Source organism: Streptomyces albiflavescens, assembly GCF_014645835.1.
Classification (GTDB): Bacteria; Actinomycetota; Actinomycetes; order Streptomycetales; family Streptomycetaceae; genus Streptomyces; species Streptomyces albiflavescens.
This window is the reverse complement of the sequence record NZ_BMMM01000008.1, coordinates 363,356-383,400: the sequence shown is the minus strand read 5'-3', so window position 1 is coordinate 383,400 and position 20,045 is coordinate 363,356. Positions and strand designations below refer to the sequence as shown.

Here is a 20,045-nt window from a genome sequence, read left to right as displayed (position 1 = left end):
AGCCCCTCCGGCGTTGGGCGAAACCCCTACGCCACGAACATCCGCGACGCCTCGTTCCCCCCGTTCGCCCCCGTCTCCACCAACCGCGCCGCCGCAGCCAACCGCACCGCCGCCTCTTCGGCCACCGCGCCCCCCACGGTGAACGGCAAGCGCACATACCCCTCGAAGGCCCCGTCCACGCCGAACCGAGGACCGGACGGCACCCGCACCCCCACCCGCTCCCCCACTTCGGCGAGCCGCGACCCCGACAACCCCCCGGTCCGCACCCACAGCGTGAGCCCGCCCTTCGGTACGGAGAAGTCCCACCCGGGCAGCTCCCGCCGCACGGCGGCGACGAGCGCGTCGCGGTTCTCCCGGGCCTGGCCCCGCCGGATCTCCACGGCCTGCTCCCAGCCCCCGGCGCTGAGCAGCCAGTTCACGGCCAGCTGCTCCAGCACGGGCGTGCCCAGGTCGGCGTACGCGCGCGCGGCGACGAGGCTGCGGATCACATCGGGCGCGGCCCGCACCCAGCCGATCCGCATACCGGCCCAGAAGGCCTTGCTCGCGGAGCCGACGGTGATCACGGTCGAGCCGGCGGGGTCGAAGCCGCACACGGGGCGCGGCATGTCCAGACTCTCGTCCAGGTGCAGCTCGCTCATCGTCTCGTCGACGACCAGCACGGTGCCCGCGGAACGAGCCGCGTCCACGAGCCCGCGCCGCTGATGCTCGTCGGCCAGGGCTCCCGTGGGGTTGTGGAAGTCGGCCACGACGTACGCGAGACGGGGCGCCGCGTCCCGCAGGACCTGGCGCCAGCGATCCATGTCCCAGCCGGCGAGACCCTCGGCCATGGCGACGGGCACCAGCCGGGCCCCGGCCTCACGCATCAGCTGAAGGATGTTGGCGTAGGAGGGCGACTCGACCGCGATGCGCTCGCCGCGCCCGGCGAAGAGGTGGCAGATCGCGTCCATCGCGCCCATCGCCCCGGTGGTCACCATGATCTGCTCGGGCATGGTCGGAATGCCGCGCGCGGTGTACCGCTCGGCGAGCATCGAGCGCAACGCGGGCAGCCCGGCGGGATAGTCGCCATGCGTGTGCGCGTACGGCGGCAGCTCCTCCAGGGCGCCCTGCACGGCGCGGGTGAGCCATGGCTCCGGTGCCGGCAACGCCGCGCAGCCGAGGTCGATCATGGACCCGAGGGCTTCGGGCGGCAGAGGTTCCAGGCCGCGCGCGGGCAGCGGGTTCCCGGCCGGCACCGCGGTCCAGCTGCCCGCGCCGCGCCGGGACTCCAGGAACCCCTCGGCCCGCAGCGCCTCGTAGGCCGCGGCGACCGTTGTCCGGCTGACCGACAGGGACAGCGCGAGCTCCCGCTCGGCGGGCAGCCGTGCGGCGACCGGCACCCGGCCTTCGAGCACCAGGAGCCGGATGCCGTCGGCGAGCGCCCGATAGGCGGGCGGACGGCGGGTGCCCGGCCCGGCGGGGCGCTCCTGCTGGGAGTTGAGGAGCCGGGCCAGCTGTGCGGCACCCACCGCCGAAGTCCACTGCGCCATGATTCCCAGTCCACCTTCCCCGAATTGGCCATGGATGACATTTCTTCCCAAGCCACAGAGTGTCATGCGTCAGGCCACTACCACCACTGGGGGGACTTTCATGTCCACACGCTCGGAGTACAGACGGCTCCCCCGCCGCCTCGTCCAGCTCTACGTAGGCCTGGCTCTGTACGGCGCAAGTTCGGCCCTGCTCGTGGAGTCGGGCCTCGGGCTGGAGCCCTGGAACGTGCTGCACCAGGGCCTCGCCGAACTGACCGGCCTCACGATCGGCGTGGTGTCGATCATCGTGGGCGCGGCGGTGCTGCTCCTGTGGATCCCGCTCCGCCAGCGCCCCGGTCTCGGCACGGTCTCAAACGTCTTCGTGGTCGGCATCGCCATGGACGGCACGCTCGCCCTGGTGCCCGACGCGCACACCTTGGCCGTACGGATTCCGCTCCTCATGGCGGGCATCGTGCTGAACGGGGTGGCGACGGGCCTCTACATCTCGGCCAGCTTCGGACCCGGCCCGCGCGACGGCCTGATGACAGGCCTGCACAGGCGCACGGACCGCTCCATCCGTCTGGTCCGCACCGTCCTCGAAGTGGCCGTTGTCGCGACCGGCTTCGCACTCGGCGGCACGGTCGGCATCGGCACGGTGCTGTACGCCGTCGCCATCGGCCCCCTCGCCCAGCTCTTCCTGCGGGTGTTCGCCGTCCGCCCGGCACCGGGCGGCAGCACCATCGTTGCCGCCGGTCAACCGGAGCGCGCGATACTGCCCGGGTGAGCACGCGCATACGTCACCCGTACCTCGACCATCCCGGCCCGATCCCCTTCGCGCACCGGGGTGGGGCGGCGGACGGTCTGGAGAACACCCTTGCCCAGTTCCGGCGCGCGGTGGCGGCGGGCTACCGCTACATCGAGACGGACGTCCACGCGACGGCGGACGGCAGGCTCGTCGCCTTCCACGACGTGACCCTCGACCGGGTGACGGACGGGGCCGGCCGGATAGCGGACCTCCCCTGGGAAGACGTGCGCCACGCGCGCGTGGGGGGCAAGGAACCGGTCCCCCTCTTCGAGGAGCTGCTCGACGCCTTCCCCGAGGTGCGCTGGAACATCGACGTCAAGGCCGAGCCCGCCCTCCAGCCGCTGCTCGACCTGATCGGCCGCACCGACGCATGGGACCGCGTCTGCGTCGGCTCCTTCTCCGAGGCACGAGTCGCCCGAGCCCAGCACCTGGCCGGACCACGCCTGGCGACGTCGTACGGCACACGCGGTGTGCTCAATCTGCGGCTGCGCTCCTGGGGCATACCGGCCGCCGTGCGCCGCTCGGCGATCGCCGCGCAGGTTCCCGAGTCCCAGTCCGGCGTGCCGGTGGTCGACCGTCGCTTCGTCCAGACCGCCCACGCGCGCGGGCTGCAGGTGCATGTGTGGACCGTGAACGAACCGGAACGTATGCACCGGCTCCTGGACCTGGGAGTCGATGGCATCATGACCGATCACATCGACACACTGCGCAAGGTCCTGGAAGACCGGGGCACCTGGTTCTGAGCCTCCTCGCGCGGTCCGTTCACGGGGAAGCGAGGGGCACGGGTGGGCACTGACACCGTGCGGGCACAGCCGGCCGACGAGGCCGCCGAGCGGCGGCGCGAGCAACACGGCTGGTACTTCTACGACTGGGCGTGCTCCGTCTACTCGACGAGCGTGCTGACCGTCTTTCTCGGCCCCTATCTGACGTCGGTCGCCAAGCACGCGGCGGACGCGGACGGTTTTGTGCACCCCTTGGGCATCCCGATTCGCGCCGGATCCTTCTTCGCGTACGCGGTCTCCGCCTCTGTCATCCTGTCGATCTTCGTGATGCCGATGGCGGGCGCGGCCGCCGACCGCACGGGCCGCAAGAAGCCACTGCTCGCGGCCGCCGCCTACCTGGGCGCCGCGGCCACCACGGGCATGTTCTTCCTCGACGGCGACCGCTATCTGCTGGGCGGTCTGCTGCTGATCGTCGCCAACGCCTCCGTGGCGGTGTCGATGGTCCTCTACAACTCCTATCTGCCGCAGATCGCCCCGCCCGAGGAGCGCGACGCCGTCTCGTCCCGGGGCTGGGCCTTCGGCTACGCGGCGGGCTCGCTGGTGCTGGTCGCGAACCTGATCCTGTTCACGGCCCACGACACCTTCGGCGTCTCCGAGTCGACAGCCGTCCGCATCTGTCTCGCCTCGGCGGGCATCTGGTGGGGCGCCTTCACCCTCGTCCCCCTCAAGCGGTTGCGCGATCGCCCCGCTGCGACTGCCGGGACGGCGCCCCCGCACGGATGGCGGCAGCTGGCGGCCACGGTCCGGGACATGCGCGGCAAGCCGCTCACGCTCGCCTTCCTGCTCGCGTACCTCATCTACAACGACGGCATCCAGACGGTCATCTCGCAGGCTTCCGTCTACGGATCGGAGGAGCTGGGCCTCAGCCAGTCGACTTTGATCGTCGCCGTGCTGCTGGTCCAGGTGCTCGCGGTCGGGGGTGCGCTCGGGATGGGCCGACTGGCGCGGACGTACGGCGCGAAACGTACGATCCTCGGCTCGCTCGTCGCCTGGACGGTGACGCTCGGCGCCGGGTACTTCCTGCCCGCCGGCGCGCCCGTCTGGTTCTTCGTCCTGGCCGCCGGTATCGGCCTCGTCCTGGGCGGCAGCCAGGCGTTGTCGCGCTCCCTGTTCTCGCATCTCGTGCCCAGCGGCAAGGAGGCCGAGTACTTCTCGGCGTACGAGATGAGCGACCGCGGCATGAGCTGGCTGGGCCCGCTTCTGTTCGGGTTGACCTACCAGCTGACGGGAAGTTATCGGGACGCGATCATCTCGCTCGTGGCCTTCTTCGTCATCGGATTCGTGCTGCTCGCGCGGGTGCCGGTGCGGCAGGCGGTGCGCGACGCGGGAAATCCCGTACCGGACAGGATTTAGCACCCGGGGCCAAAGGCCGGTAGTGTACGCGTTTGGCCTGCCAGGCGTACCGTTACTGCGCGTCAAAGATGCCGAAACGCTGGGTGACATCTGCTGCCAGATGTGACAAACCGGGCGCCGGTGGGTACAACAAGGGGCGGCTACGACGGCGACGCATGAACCCGGAACGGGAATCTTTACCGCCGACCGGACGTTGACCGGATGACGACGACAGCGACACCTGTCCTGTGGGCGACAAGCCCGGGAGGCACGATTCATGAGTGAGCGAGCTCTTCGCGGCACACGCCTCGTAGTGACCAGCTATGAGACGGACCGCGGCATCGACCTGGCCCCGCGCCAGGCCGTGGAGTACGCATGCGAGAAGGGACATCGCTTTGAGATGCCCTTCTCGGTGGAGGCCGAAATTCCGCCGGAGTGGGAGTGCAAGGTCTGCGGGGCCCAGGCACTTCTCGTGGACGGCGACGGCCCTGAGGAAAAGAAGGCGAAGCCCGCGCGTACGCACTGGGACATGCTGATGGAGCGGCGCACTCGCGAGGAGCTCGAAGAGGTCCTCGAGGAGCGCCTGGCCGTTCTCCGTTCCGGCGCGATGAACATCGCGGTGCATCCGCGGGACAGTCGCAAGTCCGCGTAGTCCCTCCGGGGATTGGGCGGCATACAACGCACGCACGTGACCGCGGGCGCCGTACACGATGTGTACCGGTGCTCGCGGTTTCGCGCGTTCAGTGCGGCCTCGCGGCAATGGCCCGTCTGGCAATGGCCCGTCCCTGGGGGCTGCACCCCCGGGGACAGGCTGAGAGCCAGAGAAGGGCTGAGGGCTAGCGGTTCAGCGGCGGGTGCGGTCCCGGCTCCGACGTCGGGCCCCGCCGATCCTCGTCCCTGATGACCTCGCCCTGGACCACCTTGCCGTCGGGGCGATGGATGCGGGCCTGCTGGAACGCATCGCCGAAGGTACCGGGGGCAGCCTCGCGCATCTTGCGGTCCAGGGTGCGCTCCCCGTAGCGGCTGAGGGCCTTCTGGACCGGCGGGATCAGCAGGAGCAGACCCACAGCGTCCGAGATGAGGCCGGGGATCATCAGGAGGAGACCGCCGAGCATCATCAGGCCGTTGCCGTTGCCACCGCCGGTCGTGGGGGCGGTGCCGCTCTGCTGCTGTTGCAGTGTCTCGCTGAGGTTGCGGAAGGCCCGGCGTCCGGCCCGCTTGATGACCACGGATCCGAGGACGAACCCGGCGACCAGCAGCAGGAAGACCGTGAAGCCGCTCGCCGCGCCCGCGACCACGGTCAGCAGCCAGATCTCCAGCACCAGCCACGCGGCGATGCCGAGCGGCAGGAAGGTACGCAGCCGCGAGCGCCGCGGGCGGGCGGGATAGGTGGGAGTCGGAGCGCCAGTCGTCATGCACCCAGTGTGCCTGGGCGCGGCTCAGTACGGGATAAGGGGATGATCAACAGCGGCTGTGGGAACGGCGGCAGCTGTGGATCGAGACCGGGCGCCGGAAGGCCTCTCGACCCGTGAGACGCCCGAGCCGCCCGAGACGCCCGAGCCGCCTGAGACGCCTGAGACGCCTCAGATGTCGGAAATGGTGAAAGGCCTGCGCCTCGTGCGACGTCAGGAGAGCTGAAGGGCTCATGCCTCGTGCGACGCCAGGAGGGCTCAAGGGCTCATGCCCCGTGCGACGTCAGGTGGAATCAAGGGCTCATGCCCCGTCCGATGTCAGGAGGGCTTGCGGCCCGTGATCCGCGCGACCCGCTCCCCCACGCCCCACGTGGTGACCCGCCACAGCGCCTCCACGAGGATGTCGCGGCTCATCTTGGAGTCGCCGAGTTCCCGCTCGACGAAGGTGATCGGCACCTCGACGACGTGGAAGCCGGCCTTGACGGCGCGGCGGGCCAGGTCGACCTGGAAGCAGTACCCCTGGGAGGCGACCTCGCCGAGGCCGAGGCCTTCGAGGGTCTCGCGGCGGAAGGCCCGGTAGCCGCCGGTGACGTCCCGGATCGGCACGTCGAGCAGGACGCGGGAGTACAGGCTGCCGCCGCGGGAGATGAACTCGCGGGACTTGGGCCAGTTCACGACCCGCCCGCCCGGCACCCAGCGCGAGCCGAGCACAAGGTCGGCGCCCTTGAGGGCGGTCAGCAGACGGGGCAGCTCCTCGGGCTGGTGCGAGCCGTCGGCGTCCATCTCGACGAGTACGCCGTAGCCGTGCTCCATGCCCCAGCGGAAGCCCGCGAGGTAGGCGGCGCCGAGGCCTTCCTTGCCCTTGCGGTGCAGCACCTGGACGTGCTCGTCCTCGGCAGCCAGCTCGTCGGCGAGCTTGCCCGTCCCGTCGGGGCTGTTGTCGTCGGCCACCAGGACGTGTGCCTCGGGCACGGCGGACCGCACCCGGCGGACGATCTTCTTGATGTTCTCCGCCTCGTTGTAGGTCGGAATGATCACCAAGGTCGTGCCGAGCGGGCCGAACTGCCTCGCTTGGGCTCCTGCCGCGAGGGTCCCGTCACCGTCGTTCACTGCTGCCCCTTCGTGTCCGTACGCAGGGGTCCACCATAGTGCGCTCAACCTGCGCTGTTGCGTCGCCGCGTTAGTACAGGGGTGTCGATTCGGCAAGAGCCGGGTAAGACCGGGCACCCGGTGACGCAATCGTATGCTTCCGGCTGCGGGATTCGAGTGCTGCGGATCGGGGCCCGGCGCCCTTCGGGCCGACCAGGGACCCGCTGGCTGCGGATCGACCGAAGGCCGTTGTCTACTGAACGTCCGGGCCCCACCCGGGTCACACCTGCCGACTTGTCGGAACGTTCCCTCGCCTCGTTGCACGGGCACTGGGCCTGGCTCCCAGTGGTGGTGCGCCGGTGCGGCACACCACCCCTGACCCAGCGGCACTTCGAGGCCGCGCGGAAAGTTCCCCGGTCGGACGTCCGGTGGTGGACCCGGCCGAACCTACCGGCCACCTGAGGCCAGCTGTCAACAGCCGCCTGAGCTGCCGCTTTCTGCTCCCTCACCTGGTCAGTGCGGAGGATACGCAGGTCGCGCGACGCGGCGGCGGGCGACGATGGGGACCGCGCCACCCCAGGACATCACTCGTTGGGCCGTACGAACACCGTCCGTCCGCCGACCACCGTGCGCAGACAGACGGGCAGGTCGTTGCCCGGGGTCAGATCCGGCAGCCCGGGAGTGCCGGAGCGGGGATCGGTGGACCAGCGTGCGACCCGGTCGTCGGGAGCCTGTACGACGAGCTCGGCGGTGCGCCACACGGCGTAGTCGGCGGGCGCGCCGGGCACCAGGACACCCGCGTCGTCCCGTCCGATCGCCCGCCAGCCGCCACGCGTATGCGCCGTGAACGCGGCGCGTACGGACACCCTGTGCTCGGGCGTGCGGTGGAAGGCGGCGGCACGGACCGTGCCCCACGGGTCGAGGGGAGTGACCGGGCTGTCGGAGCCGAAGGCGAGCGGCACGCCGGTGCGCAGCAAGGCCGCGAAGGGGTTGAGCATGCGGGCCCGTTCTGCGCCCAGGCGCTGGGCGTACATGCCGTCCTCGCCACCCCACAGCGCGTCGAAGGCGGGCTGCACGGAGGCGGTGAGACCGAGCTCGGCGAATCCGGCGATCGTCTCCGGGGTGAGCATCTCGGCGTGCTCGACGCGGTGCCGGGCGGCTCGGACGCGGGCGAGGCCGATCTTCTCGGCGGCGGCGCGCACGCCCTCGACCACGGAGGTCACCGCGGCGTCCCCGATGGCGTGGAAGCCCGCCTGGAGGCCCGTCTCGGTGCAGGCCACCACGTGCGCGGCGACCGCCGCGGTGTCGAGGTAGGCCGTGCCGGTGTGCTCGGCGTCGGCGTACGGCTGGTGCAGGCAGGCGGTGTGCGAGCCGAGCGAGCCGTCGGCGAAGAGGTCGCCCGCGGCGCCGATCGCGCCGAGCGCCCGGGCCCTTGCCACACCCTCTTCGGCCTGTTCGGCCCAGTACCCGACGACGCGGGGGCCCGGCTCCTCGGCAGCGAGCCGCAGTAGCCCGGTGAAGTCGTCCTCGGAGGAGATCTCGGGGCCGGCGCACTCGTGCACGGAGCCGATGCCGAGCGAGGCCGCATGCGCGAGTGCGGCGCGCTGCGCCTCGGTGCGCTGCTCACGGCTGACGGCGCCCAGAGCCGCGGCACGGACCGCGTGGTGGGCGTCGCGGGTCAGCGGTCCGTCGGGCGAGTACCCGGCGCGGGCGGTGACCCCTGGGACCAAGTCCAGGAGCGCGGTGGTGACCACGGCGGAGTGCACGTCGATACGGGAGAGGTAGAACGGGCGCCCGCCGGCCGCCTCGTCGAGTTCGGCGCGCGCCGGAGGGCGGCCGCCGGGCCAGCGGGCCGCGTCCCAGCCGTGGCCGAGCAGGACCCGGTCGGCGGGGCGGGCGGCGGCGAAGTCACGTACGAGGGCGAGGGCCGCGTCCAAGGAGGAGGCGTCCGACAGGTCGAGGCCGGTGAGCGCGAGCCCGGTGGAGGTGGTGTGCACGTGTGCGTCGGTGAACGCCGGGGTGACCAGGGCTCCCTCGAGATCCACGATCTCGTCGACCCCGTCGGCGAAGGCGTCGGCCGCGCCTTCGGAGCCGACCCAGGCGACCTGCCCGCGCTCGACGACCATCGCGGTCGCGAAGGGGTCGGCGGGGCTGTGGACTTCGCCGCGGCGGAGCAGGACCGTTTTCGATGGGGCGGTGCGTTCACTCATAACGGACAGTTTCCCGCCCGAGCCCACCGGTGCTGCACTTGGGGCTCGCTTGCAGCGCTTCCGGCGCTGTCGCCTGTGCCCACCCTCCCCCATCGCCGGCGGAGCGATCGCCCTCAGCGGCTGCGGTCAGATACGGGGCGGCCGTGCCTCGTACGGCGTGGACAGCACCACCGTCGTGCGGGTCGACACGCCCGCGAGGCCGCGCAGCCGGGCGAGGAGCTCCTCCAGTTCGTGCGGGGTGGAGACGCGCACCTTGAGGATGTAGTTCTCGTCGCCCGCGACGCTGTGGCAGGCCTCGATCTCGGGGACGCCGGCAAGACGTTCCGCGATGTCGTCCGGGGCGCTCGGGTCGAACGGCTTCACCGAGATGAAGGCGGTCAGGGGCAGCCCGACGGACTCGGGGTCCACGACCGCGGCATAGCCGCGGATGACGCCGCGCTGCTCCAGCCGACGCACCCGCTGGTGCACGGCGGACGTGGACAGGCCCGTGGCCTTGCCCAGGTCGGTGTAACTCATCCGCCCGTCTGCGACGAGCAGCTGCACAATTTGTCGGTCCAGCTCCTCCATGGCGCAAGAACCTACAGGGCCCCTGATCTCCCCGGGTACCTCGGCGGCGCAGGTCATACCCGGTTTGTGATGTGGCAGAGAGCGTCCTGTGAGCCGTCAGGGGGACAAATCCACCACGCCGGGCACCTGCGGGCGGCATGTGACGAACGCCACAGTGCCACAACCGGGTCCGTGATGTTCTCGTGATTACCGCAGAGACCGGACGGGAAGTGCTTGCTGTGGTCGAGGCCGCAGCGCCTTGTCGGCCCACCCGAGGGGGAGAAACCCATGCAGAGTCTTAAGCGCCCTGGTCGTACCGCGTCCAAGCGGCAGCAGCCCGTTCTCGAGCCCGAGCCGGAGGGCGTCGAACCGGACGCCCTGGACGGCGAGGAGTTCGACGCGTACGACACCTTCGAGATGTACCGGGTCATCTGCCCGGACTGCGCGCAGCCCATCGCGCTGCTGGCGGACGAGGAGGTTCTGCCGGAGCACGCACTGTGCGCCTCGCCGTGGAACCCGTTCGGGCTCACGGTCTGCTCCGGTACGGGCCGCACGGCGGCCGACGCACGGCCCGCGGACGAGTCCGCCGAACTCCAGGAGCAGGACACGGCCCTCCTGTTGACGCTCCCTCAGGGCCTCGACTGGCGGACGCAGCCGTTCTCACACGTCGGCGGCCCGGGTTCGCGCCCGATGCGGGTCCCCGAGATGCGGCGCCAGGCCGCCTGACCGGTCCGCGCCCTCAGCGACCGACGCCCGGTCCCTCCCAGTAGCTGCCCTGCACCATGGCTCGCAGGCTGCCGTGGTGCAGGATCAGTGTGTCCGGATCCGCGGGTACGGCGACCTCGCCGAAGTGCGCCTGGCGATAGGCGACGCGGAGCATCACGATCGCGTGCCGCAGCGCGGCGTACAGCGTGTAGAAGTCCATGTCGCGCGGTATGTGGCCGGTGAGTTCGGCATAGCGCCGCTCCACGCGGTCGCGGCGCAGGAAGTCGGGCAGTCCGCTCTGGCCGAAGCTCACCGTCAGGTCCTGGAAGAAGCGGTGCAGGTAGACGGTCCAGCCGAGGTCGACCTCGCGCGGGGCCTGCGCCGCCATCTCCCAGTCGAGCACCGCCACGGGGTCGAATCCGTCGTAGATGACGTTCCCGATGCGCGCGTCGCCCCAGTTGAGCACCGCCTCGCCCTCGTCGCTCGGCCACAGGTGGTCGAGCCGGTCGAAGGCGCTCTCGATGAGGGGAGAGCGTGACAACCCGTCAACCACCCATTCGTAGTAGTCACGTTGGGCGGTGACGTGACGGCGCAGCGGGCTGCCGTCGCCGGGCAGTGCCAGGAAGTCGGCTTCTCGCACCGGCACTTGATCGTGCAGCCGTGCGAGCAGTCCCGTGGAGGCCACCTCCAGGCAGTCGCGCTCCTCGTCGCTCGCCGCGTGCAGCCAATTCCCCTCGTACGTATAGGGCATGACGTCCGGGGGCACGCGCCCCTCGATCCGTTCCATGACGAAGAACGGCGCCCCGAGCGGCCCGGGGTCCTCCTCCAGCCACAGCACGCGCGGCACCGGAAGATCGGTGTGTTCGGCGACGAGGCGCATCGTGCGGTACTGCCGTGGCATGTCGTAGACGGGGAAGACGGTGTACGCCGCCGGGTCGGCCGTGAGTCTCAACGCACAGGCGCGCAGAGGCGGTTCGGGGTGCTCGATGTCGAAGAGCAGGGTTTCGCTCGACATGCCGTTGGACGCTGGGACGGTCACGTTCACCGCCTTGGCGCCGGGCAGTCGCGCGGCGAGCCAGGCCGTCAGCCGATGTGCGAGCTCCTCCGGATCACGTGTGGTCGTACGGGGGCGCGGTGCCGTGGCCATGCCACCACTCCAATCAAGGCGTGAACGGGAATCGAGGCCCCACCGGGACTCAGGGCGCGACCGAGTCGAACCCGGTGAAGCCGCTCGGGTCGTGACGGCCGAACGAGCCGTGCTCGAAGATCCCGTAACCGACCTGCCCGTCCAGCGTGAAGCGGGCGGCATGGTCGATCACCCCGTATGCGGCGAGGGGGTGCGCGGCCGGGTCGGAGAGGTCATAGACGCGCCGGTCGGTCCAGTCGCGGCCGCGCCAGGTGCCGTGCTGCCAGTCGTCAGCGGGCGGATAGCCCGCCCCGACCGCGAGCGGCGACGAGGTCAACACCTCCACACCCAGTTCCAGGGGCTTGCGGTCCACCGGATCCATGAGGTGGATGACGGCGGAGGAGGGGTGGCGGGTGCCGGAGCGATAGGTGATGTCGGTCTGGGGCCAGCCGAGCTGGAGGTCCCGCACCCCAGGGCGTACGAGGGTGGCGTCGTTGAGCGAGCGGTGGCCGTCGGCGTCCTCCTGGGTGATGACCATCAGGAAGCGGTCGTCGAAGCGGACCGGGCACCAGAGCCAGTGGAAGCCCTCGGTCGGGTTGTCCTCCGCGAGCCGGCCGCCCTCCTCCCCCGGGATCGGACGCACACCCCAGCTGCGGTCGCGGGTGCCGGTCCACTCGCCCGCCGAGACCGGTATCTCGTCGCCGTCGACGCGGATGAGCCCCTCGACGCCGCCCGCCTGGACGAAGCGGCGCCCTTCCAGGGTGAGCCGGTCGCCGCGGCGCTGGAGGTGGTGCGGTTCCCAGAGGGCCGGGAAGTCTGCGGTCCAGGTGAGGTCGTACGACAGGGAGGCGTCGTCCGACTGGAGGCGCAGGCGGCGCAGCGGCTCCTCCACGACGATGCGCAGCGGCCCTACGGCGAGGTTCATCCGGTCGTCGCCGAGCGCGTCCGACGCGCGTACGGCCTGCAGGCGGTCGCCGAGGCGCAGGGTGGCGTACGCGTCGATCACTCCGATGTTCGGATAGACGCCGAGGCCCAGGATCAACAGCGCCCGGCCCTGGTGGTCGAAGACGTGGAAGATGCAGCGGTCGTACGCGTTCCGGTCCCCGGTCGCGACATGCTTCATGGACAGGGGCACCTGGTGCACGGGGTACTCGTCGAGTGCAACGGGGCGGTCGTCGGGCACGGCAGGCCTCCCTGGACGCACGGCAGTTGACACCATCCGAAGGGGTGCGGCCCTGACGGCGCGAAGTTGACGGTACGTCAGATATCCGCCCGAGGCCAGATATCGCGCCTCGGAACGGCCTCCCCCGTAGGGACCCGACACGAACTCACGCTCGAATTCACGGGCGGGTGACCTGCGCGCCCGCCCGCGCGTTTCCTCGGTATGACCCCCACATATTCCGCGACCGGGCGTCAGCGCCGGATCATCGTCTCCGCTCCGGCAGAATCGGTTCGCCAGGGGCCGGCATCGGCCCAGGATCCCCCCATCTACCGCGCCCTGATGCGCACCTGGGCAGACCGCGGACGCATGCTGCCGGGGCGCCACGACCCGGAGTGGGTCCGGCTGGCGGCGCCCCCGGCGATGTACGGGTACGGGGAGTTCAGCATCGGCCGGGACCCACGGGACGAGGGGCCGTTCGGCGCGAGCCGCGACTCACGGAGCGCCGGGTAGCTCAGCGCGAGTCGGGACCCGCGAGGTGACGGGCGATGACCATCCGCTGGATCTGATTGGTGCCCTCGACGATCTGGAGGACCTTGGCCTCACGCATATAGCGCTCGACCGGGAAGTCGGCGGTGTACCCGTAGCCGCCGAGTACCTGGACGGCGTCCGTGGTGACCTTCATCGCCGTGTCCGTGCACAGCAGCTTGGCCATGGCCGCCTGCTTGGAGAACGGCCGGCCCGCGTCGCGCAGCCGTGCCGCGGCCAGATAGAGCGCCCGGCCCGCCTCGATCTGCGTCGCCATGTCGGCGAGCATGAAGCGCAGCCCCTGGAAATCCGAGATCGGCCGCCCGAACTGCTGTCGGCCCGTGGCATACGCCACGGCCTCGTCGAGGGCCGCCTGGGCGACACCGATGGCGCAGGCCGCGATGCCCAGCCGCCCGGAGTCGAGCGCGGACAGGGCGATGGCGAAGCCCTGGCCTTCGTCGCCGATGCGCCGGTCGTCTGAGACGCGCACCCCGTCGAAGTGGACCTGGGCGGTGGGTGAACCCTTCATGCCCATCTTCTTCTCGGGCGGCGCGGCGCTCAGCCCCTCGGCGTCACCGGGCACCAGGAAGGCCGTGATGCCGCGGGGACCCTCGCCACCGCTGCGCGCGAGCACGGTGTAGAAGTCGGCGATGCCGCCGTGTGTGATCCACGCCTTGGTGCCCGTGATCACCCAGTCGTCACCGTCACGTACGGCCTTGGTCCGCAGCGAGGCGGCATCCGAGCCCGAGGACGGCTCGGAGAGGCAGTACGCGCCGAGGAGACCGCCGCCGAGCATCGCGGGCAGGTGCTCGACCTGCTGTTCCTTGGTGCCGTAGTTCGCGAGGGCGTGACAGGCCAGGGAGTGCACGCTGACGCCGAGGCCGACGGTGAGACGGGCCGCGGCGAGCTCTTCGAGGGCTTGGAGGTAGACCTCGTACGGCTGATCCCCGCCGCCGTACTCGGAGTCGTAGGGCAGTCCGAGAAGACCCGACTCGGACAACAGGCCGAAGACCTCGCGCGGGAAGTGCCCGGCGCCCTCCTCCTCGGCCGCCTTCGGGGCGATCTCGCGCTGCGCGATGTCGCGGACGAGCGAGATCAGATCCCGGGCCTCGTCCGTGGGCAGTTGACGGTCCACCGGCTGCGGGGCGCGGTCGGGCATGGCGACGCTCTCCTCCCTGTCGGGCATATCGGCGGACGCACGCCTTGGGTGGGGCGACTCCGCCGGGGTCTCACGGGCCTCAGCCGATGCTCCCCTTCCGGGTTACGGAAGGCGCTGATCAGCGGTTGTGGCGCTGTGAGTATGCCCGATCGGAGGCATCGCGTCACCAGTTAACGACCGCTTACTAAAAGAAAGGGAAATTGGTCCGAACCATTGACGCACTGGTCTAGTCCTCCTAGTCTTCCCCCACGCGTTACCGCGTTCATGCCAAACGGCACCCGTTCCCCTCTCCCCCACGAGGAGACACCGATGCTCCGTACGCACCGCCCCCGCGCCCGCTTCCGGGCGCTCCTCTCCGCAGCCTGTTGCGCCATCCTCGGCGCGGGGCTGCTGGCCGGCGCCGGCACCGCGACCGCAACCCCGGGGACCGGCACCCCTCAAGCCGCCGCGGCCGGTTCCAAGGTCGTCGGTTACTTCACCGAATGGGGCGTCTACGACCGGAACTACCACGTCAAGAACATCGAGACCTCCGGCTCGGCCGCCAGGCTGACCCACATCAACTACGCGTTCGGCAACGTCACCGGCGGCAAGTGCGCCATGGGCGACTCCTACGCGGCGACCGACAAGGCGTACACGGCCGGCCAGTCCGTGGACGGCGTCGCCGACACCTGGGACCAGCCACTGCGCGGCAACTTCAACCAGTTGCTCAAGCTGAAGAAGAAGCACCCCGGGCTGAAGGTCCTGTGGTCCTTCGGCGGCTGGACCTGGTCGAGCGGCTTCGGCGAGGCCGCCAGGAACCCGGCCGCGTTCGCCCAGTCCTGCTACGACCTGGTGAAGAACTCCAAGTGGGCGGGCGTCTTCGACGGCATCGACATCGACTGGGAGTACCCGAACGCCTGCGGCAACACCTGCGACACCAGCGGCAGGGCCGCGTTCAAGAACCTGATGTCAGCGCTGCGGGCGAAGTTCAGCGGCAACCTGGTCACCGCGGCGATCACGGCCGACGCCACCGCCGGCGGCAAGATCGACGCGGCGGACTACGCGGGCGCGGCGCAGTACGTCGACTGGTACAACCCGATGACGTACGACTTCTTCGGCGCCTGGGACGCCACCGGGCCGACGGCCCCGCACTCGCCGCTGAACTCGTACACCGGCATCCCGAAGGCGGGTTACTACACCTCCGCGACGATCGCCAAGCTCAAGGGCCTCGGTATTCCGGCCTCGAAGCTGCTGCTCGGCATCGGCTTCTACGGGCGCGGCTGGACCGGTGTCACACAGGCGGCGCCCGGCGGCACGGCGACCGGCCCCGCGGCGGGAACGTACGAGCAGGGCATCGACGACTACAAGGTGCTCAAGACGAAGTGCCCGGCGACCGGCACGGTCGGCGGCACCGCGTACGCCAAGTGCGGGAACAACTGGTGGAGTTACGACACCCCGTCGACCATCGCGGGCAAGATGAGCTACAAGAACGCGCAGGGCCTGGGCGGCACGTTCTTCTGGGAGCTGAGCGGTGACACTTCGAACGGCGAGTTGATCAAGTCGATCAACTAGCCACATCCGCAAGGACTTCGGGGCGGGGGTCGGTTGCGATCCCCGCCCCTCGCTCATGCGTCGCGCCGCGCGTCCGGCGGCGCCGGGTAGGAGGGGTCGAGCTCCTCGACGGCACGCATGGCGCCGCCCAGCGTCTTCACCAGCAGCTCGCGCACGGTGTCGCGCGGCAGTGTCGGGTGGCCGATCCAGTCGAGGGTGACGCCCTCCACGCTGTAGAGCCAGCCGAGCAGCGCCATGCGGGGCAGCGGCCCGATCTTTCGTCTGCCGTAGGCGCCTTCGGCGATGGTCTCGACGATGACCTCGCGCACGCCCTCGCGTATGGACTGCACTTCGGTGTCGAAACCGACACCCCCGGTGATGATCGTGCGGTACGCGGCCTGGTTGTGCTCGGCGTAGCGCAGATAGCCGTCGATGGTGCGGTGCACCCGCTCCACCGGGGGCAGTTCGAGGCCGCCGGCCGCCCGCGAGATCAGGTCCGCGACCGAGTCCTCGACGATGGCGAGGTAGTAGCCGCGCTTGGACTTGAAGTAGTAGTAGATGAGCCCCTTGGCAACATGAGCCTGCCGTGCGATGCCGTCCATCGACAGTGCGTCGTACGACGTGTCGGCGAACAACTTCCGTCCGATGGCGATGAGTTCGGCGCGGCGTGCCAGTGAGCGGTCGGTGCCGCGCGCCCGAGGGCGGTCGACGCCGCGCTGTTGACTATTATTCAATTTCGGACCTGGTCTCCAACTGCCGGCGGGACACCGGCAGTATGGCAGACCTGTGCCACCTGCTCGTTCGACTCCGATCGACTGCCTCGACCGTGCGGACGTTGCCTTGTGGAGGGCCGCCTTCCCAGAGCTCAGCTCACAGAAGGCCGAGCTGGGTGACGAGCATGGCCAGGACCACGACGAAGGTCCAGCCCGCGACATGTTCGAGGATCTTGGGGCCGTCGTCCTTGGGGCCGCCGGTGCGGGCACGGAGACGGGTGGCGGTGGCGGAGGTCGCGGTCATGGCATCTCGCTGACGTAGTGGTGCGGTGTGGTCCCCCCGCCTCACATCGGCTCCCCACCGACTCCACCACCTTGCCACCGAAGCGGGTTTCCGCGGTAGAGACCTTGGTCACGCCCCGAGCGCCGATCACTTCGACGTGCCTCGAATGCCGCGGGATTCCACAACGGTGGGCGGGACCTGTGCGTCTCCCCACACGACAGTGGTCAGTCAACCGAAAGGTCTCTGATGAGCACGTTCCGGACGCCTCGCCGCAGAGCTCGCCCGGCCCTGGTGGCGGCGATCACCGTGGCAGCCGCCTTAACGGGTCCGGTCTCGCAAGCCGCTTCCTCCACGCCCTCGGATGCCGCTCCCTCCACGGCCGACGCCCCGTCCCCGGGAGCGGCAGGCCTCGGCGACCCGATCTTCCCGCTCGACGGCAACGGCGGATACAAGGTCGACCGCTACCTCCTCGACTTCGACTGGCAGGCGCCGAAGACGCCCTTCGAGGCCGCCACGACGATCAAGGCGACCGCCACCCAGGCGCTGTCCCGCTTCGACCTGGACTTCGCCGGGAACACCCTGCACACGGTGACCGTCAACGGGAAGCCGGCCGCCGCGGAACGCGACGGCGACGAGCTGGTGATCACCCCCGCGAAGCCGCTCGCGCAGGGCAAGGCCTTCACCGTCAAGGTCACCTACACCGCCGACCCGACCCAGATCCGCCACCGCGACGACGCCATCGAGGACTACGGCTGGATCCCCACGCCGGACGGCACTGTGCTGTATCCGCAGCCCGACGGCGCCAAGATGATCTTCCCGTCGAACGACCATCCGAGCCAACGGGCGCCGATCACCTTCCGCATCACCACCCCGCCGGACCTCAAGGCCGTCGCCAACGGCCGGCTCACCGACCGCACCGAGCAGGCCGACGGGCGCATGAAGTGGACGTACGAATCCGAGCAGCCGCTCGCGACACAGCTCGCGCAGCTGGCGATCGGCAAGTTCACCTTCGTCGACGGCACAGGCCCGCACGGACTGCCGATCCGCGATGTGGTCCCGGACGACCTGGTCGCATCGACCGAGCAGTACCGCAAGCTCACCGCCGACCACATCGACTGGCTGGAGGAGCGGCTCGGCCCGTACCCCTTCCACCGCTACGGCCTGCTCGTCGGTGACACCGACCTGGGAGTGGCCCTGGAGACGCAGACGCTCTCCCTGATCCCCAAGGCCGACCTCCTCGGCGACCAGGTCAGCGCCGAGCGGAACCTCGTCCACGAGCTGGCCCACCAGTGGACCGGTGACAGCGTCGGCATCAAGACCTGGTCCGACCTGTGGCTGAGCGAGGGCCACGCCCGCTTCTACGAGCGGCTGTACTCGGAGGCGCACGGCGGCGACAGCTTCGAGGCCACGATGAAGACCGCCTACGCGAGCCACGACCAGTGGCGCCACGACTACGGCGCCCCGGCCGAGCCGACCGAGCCGAACCTCTTCAAGCGGATGCGCTACGACGGCTCGGCGCTCGTTCTGTACGCGCTGCGCGAGAAGGTCGGACAGGAGACGTTCGGGAAGATCGAGCGCGCCTGGGTCACCCAGTACCGCGGAAGGATCGCCGGCACGCAGGACTACATCGACCTGGCGTCTAAGGTCTCCGGCCAGGACCTCGACGGCTTCCTGCGGCCGTGGCTGTACGGCGCGAAGACCCCGCCGATGCCGAACCACCCCGACTGGGTGGTCAATCCTGTCCAGAGCTGAGCGGGTGGGCGGCCCCTGCACGGGAAGGGGCCGCCCTCCTTCAGCGAACCCCCACAGCCGCCAGTGCCTTGCGCTGCCGCGCCGACGGCTGCGCCGGGAAGTACAGATAACAGACGCCACCGGTACCGGAGACGACCTTCCCGGAGGCGTTGTACCGCTTGGTCCGCAGCCAGATGTTCTCCCATTCACGCCGCTTGTAGACACGGCGTACCGCGTCGTCGTTCGGCGACGCCGGGTCGTTGGCGATCACGTCGCCGTCCGCGGTGAACCCTATGACGGTCATGAGGTGGCCCGAGGTGCCGTAACCCGCCCCCGTCAGCTCGGACTTGAGGAAGGACTGGGACGTTATGGCCGGGATTCCGGCCGCGATCAGCGTCTCCAGGTCGGTCAGCGAGCCGAGGCGGGTCACCACGCCCTGAAGGTCCTTGTACGTCGACGCGTAGGCGGCGTTGAAGGGCCAGTTGCCGCACCCCGCGTACTGGTAGTCGTACGTGAACCGGGCCGCGTGGCACACCTGCGGGTCGCCGTAGTCCGGGTTCACCCAGGCCAGTTGCTCCGCGGTCGGCTTGCGGCCCCAGTACTCGATGATCATCTGCGAGGAGGTGGGGCTGCACCAGGCCTCGCCGCCGTTGTCGTACTCGGGGTACTGGCCCGCGTGGATCTCCTGCGAGTAGCGCGGGACGCCCAGTTCCTGGGCCAGGCCCGCTGTGGAGGCGGGGACGGTGAAGCGGTCGGGGATGTCGGAGCCCATAGCGCCGAGCCGCCACACCGTGGGGGTGATCCTGGTGCCCGGGGTGCGGTAGAGGGTGAGCCGCAGCCGGTAGGAGACGAGGCGCAGGCCCGAGGCGGCGTCGTCGATGGCGAAGGTGTCCGTCCAGATGCTGCTCTTGCCGTCCCTCTGGTCGTCCACGGAGGTCCGCCTGATGTCCTGGTCGCCGGCCGCCCAGCGCCCCATCACATACCAGGGCGTGTCCGTGCCGTCGGAGTACGTGCCCGTCAGCTCGACCTGGAGCCAGGTGCCGGCCGGGGTGTGCGCGTTCCAGGAGGCGATGGCCTCGGTGGACGGGACCGCGAGCCGGTGGACCGGGGAGGTCCAGGTCGCGTACTCCCAGCCGGCGGTCTTGCCGGTGTGCGGGTCGGTGTACTCGGAGGTGCCGGCCGGGGCAGCGATCACCAGCCCCGGCCGGGCGCCCGACACGGCACGGGTGCCCTGCGCACTGCCGCTTCGCCAGTCGGTGTACGAGGTCCAGGCACGGTTGTCCACGAGCGATGAGGATGCTTCCGCCGACCCGGCCGGGGTGGCCGCGGCCGCGGGGCCCGCGGCACCGGCGGTCGCCGCGGCGACCGCCGCGGCGAGGACGGCTCTGCGGGACGGCTCTGAAGCTCTGGTCATGGGTGGGTGACCCCCA

The 20,045-nt window shown here is 70.4% G+C and carries 19 protein-coding genes; 8 read left to right on the top strand and 11 right to left on the bottom strand.

Translation table 11 applies throughout. The features are described 5' to 3' along the window. Positions 1-26: 26 nt before the first annotated feature. Positions 27-1,526 carry an SCO1417 family PLP biosynthesis transcription factor gene (locus IEY95_RS23680; RefSeq protein ID WP_189188104.1) on the bottom strand — a complete coding sequence of 500 codons (1,500 nt, stop codon included), beginning with the start codon at positions 1,524-1,526 and terminating at the stop codon, positions 27-29. 64 nt (positions 1,527-1,590) lie between these two features. On the opposite strand from IEY95_RS23680, the gene yczE reads away from it, so the two are divergent. The 4 genes from yczE to IEY95_RS23660 all read left to right on the top strand — a co-directional run bounded on the left by yczE (position 1,591) and on the right by IEY95_RS23660 (position 5,076). After that, a complete protein-coding gene (gene yczE / locus IEY95_RS23675; RefSeq protein WP_373294522.1) occupies positions 1,591-2,289 on the top strand; it encodes a membrane protein YczE in 699 nt (232 codons plus the stop codon). Next, a complete protein-coding gene (locus IEY95_RS23670) occupies positions 2,286-3,053 on the top strand; it encodes a glycerophosphodiester phosphodiesterase family protein (RefSeq protein WP_189188102.1) in 768 nt (255 codons plus the stop codon). The genes yczE and IEY95_RS23670 overlap by 4 nt, the downstream gene beginning before the upstream one ends. Before the next feature lie 42 nt (positions 3,054-3,095). Further along, positions 3,096-4,445: an MFS transporter gene (locus tag IEY95_RS23665; RefSeq protein WP_189188101.1), complete on the top strand. Its 1,350-nt coding sequence runs from the start codon at positions 3,096-3,098 to the stop codon at positions 4,443-4,445. A 256-nt stretch (positions 4,446-4,701) separates the two neighbouring features. After that, positions 4,702-5,076 (top strand): RNA polymerase-binding protein RbpA, encoded by a 375-nt coding sequence (locus IEY95_RS23660; RefSeq protein ID WP_003977404.1) that lies wholly within the window; start codon positions 4,702-4,704, stop codon positions 5,074-5,076. Positions 5,077-5,260: 184 nt separating this feature from the next. Here the strand turns inward: IEY95_RS23660 and fxsA are convergent, their stop codons facing one another. The 4 genes from fxsA to IEY95_RS23640 all read right to left on the bottom strand — a co-directional run bounded on the left by fxsA (position 5,261) and on the right by IEY95_RS23640 (position 9,702). Beyond that, on the bottom strand, positions 5,261-5,839 hold the full coding sequence (gene fxsA, locus IEY95_RS23655) for an FxsA family membrane protein (protein ID WP_189188100.1): 579 nt from the start codon (positions 5,837-5,839) through the stop codon (positions 5,261-5,263). Positions 5,840-6,154: 315 nt separating this feature from the next. Then, positions 6,155-6,946: a polyprenol monophosphomannose synthase gene (locus IEY95_RS23650; RefSeq protein WP_189188099.1), complete on the bottom strand. Its 792-nt coding sequence runs from the start codon at positions 6,944-6,946 to the stop codon at positions 6,155-6,157. Positions 6,947-7,509: 563 nt separating this feature from the next. Beyond that, on the bottom strand, positions 7,510-9,135 hold the full coding sequence (locus tag IEY95_RS23645; protein WP_189188098.1) for an amidohydrolase: 1,626 nt from the start codon (positions 9,133-9,135) through the stop codon (positions 7,510-7,512). Between the two features lie 126 nt (positions 9,136-9,261). Then, positions 9,262-9,702 (bottom strand): Lrp/AsnC family transcriptional regulator, encoded by a 441-nt coding sequence (locus tag IEY95_RS23640; protein WP_189188097.1) that lies wholly within the window; start codon positions 9,700-9,702, stop codon positions 9,262-9,264. A gap of 267 nt (positions 9,703-9,969) precedes the next feature. On the opposite strand from IEY95_RS23640, the gene IEY95_RS23635 reads away from it, so the two are divergent. Further along, on the top strand, positions 9,970-10,407 hold the full coding sequence (locus IEY95_RS23635) for a hypothetical protein (RefSeq protein WP_189188096.1): 438 nt from the start codon (positions 9,970-9,972) through the stop codon (positions 10,405-10,407). Positions 10,408-10,420: 13 nt separating this feature from the next. Here the strand turns inward: IEY95_RS23635 and IEY95_RS23630 are convergent, their stop codons facing one another. Both IEY95_RS23630 and IEY95_RS23625 read right to left on the bottom strand, forming a co-directional pair. Next, positions 10,421-11,533, bottom strand: a complete 1,113-nt coding sequence (locus IEY95_RS23630) for a phosphotransferase family protein (protein WP_189188095.1) — start codon at positions 11,531-11,533, stop codon at positions 10,421-10,423. 49 nt (positions 11,534-11,582) lie between these two features. Beyond that, the gene (locus IEY95_RS23625) at positions 11,583-12,695 is read right to left on the bottom strand and encodes an Rv3169 family protein (RefSeq protein WP_189188094.1); all 1,113 of its coding nucleotides are present in this window, start codon (positions 12,693-12,695) and stop codon (positions 11,583-11,585) included. 318 nt (positions 12,696-13,013) lie between these two features. Between IEY95_RS23625 and IEY95_RS50410 the strand changes: the two genes are divergently transcribed. Then, on the top strand, positions 13,014-13,184 hold the full coding sequence (locus IEY95_RS50410; RefSeq protein WP_308429331.1) for a hypothetical protein: 171 nt from the start codon (positions 13,014-13,016) through the stop codon (positions 13,182-13,184). Between the two features lies 1 nt (position 13,185). Here the strand turns inward: IEY95_RS50410 and IEY95_RS23615 are convergent, their stop codons facing one another. Continuing rightward, positions 13,186-14,358 (bottom strand): acyl-CoA dehydrogenase family protein, encoded by a 1,173-nt coding sequence (locus tag IEY95_RS23615; RefSeq protein ID WP_189188092.1) that lies wholly within the window; start codon positions 14,356-14,358, stop codon positions 13,186-13,188. Positions 14,359-14,667: 309 nt separating this feature from the next. Here IEY95_RS23615 and IEY95_RS23610 point away from each other — a divergent pair, with 309 nt between their 5' ends. Next, on the top strand, positions 14,668-15,909 hold the full coding sequence (locus IEY95_RS23610) for a glycoside hydrolase family 18 protein (protein WP_189188091.1): 1,242 nt from the start codon (positions 14,668-14,670) through the stop codon (positions 15,907-15,909). A 53-nt stretch (positions 15,910-15,962) separates the two neighbouring features. Here IEY95_RS23610 and IEY95_RS23605 read toward each other — a convergent pair whose 3' ends face one another. Both IEY95_RS23605 and IEY95_RS23600 read right to left on the bottom strand, forming a co-directional pair. Beyond that, positions 15,963-16,622 (bottom strand): TetR/AcrR family transcriptional regulator, encoded by a 660-nt coding sequence (locus IEY95_RS23605; RefSeq protein WP_189188090.1) that lies wholly within the window; start codon positions 16,620-16,622, stop codon positions 15,963-15,965. A 136-nt stretch (positions 16,623-16,758) separates the two neighbouring features. Then, positions 16,759-16,905: an SCO1431 family membrane protein gene (locus IEY95_RS23600; protein WP_189188089.1), complete on the bottom strand. Its 147-nt coding sequence runs from the start codon at positions 16,903-16,905 to the stop codon at positions 16,759-16,761. Between the two features lie 225 nt (positions 16,906-17,130). Here IEY95_RS23600 and IEY95_RS23595 point away from each other — a divergent pair, with 225 nt between their 5' ends. Next, the gene (locus IEY95_RS23595; RefSeq protein WP_189188088.1) at positions 17,131-18,636 is read left to right on the top strand and encodes a M1 family metallopeptidase; all 1,506 of its coding nucleotides are present in this window, start codon (positions 17,131-17,133) and stop codon (positions 18,634-18,636) included. 40 nt (positions 18,637-18,676) lie between these two features. Here IEY95_RS23595 and IEY95_RS23590 read toward each other — a convergent pair whose 3' ends face one another. Next, the gene (locus IEY95_RS23590; RefSeq protein ID WP_189188087.1) at positions 18,677-20,029 is read right to left on the bottom strand and encodes a C39 family peptidase; all 1,353 of its coding nucleotides are present in this window, start codon (positions 20,027-20,029) and stop codon (positions 18,677-18,679) included. Positions 20,030-20,045: the final 16 nt, after the last annotated feature.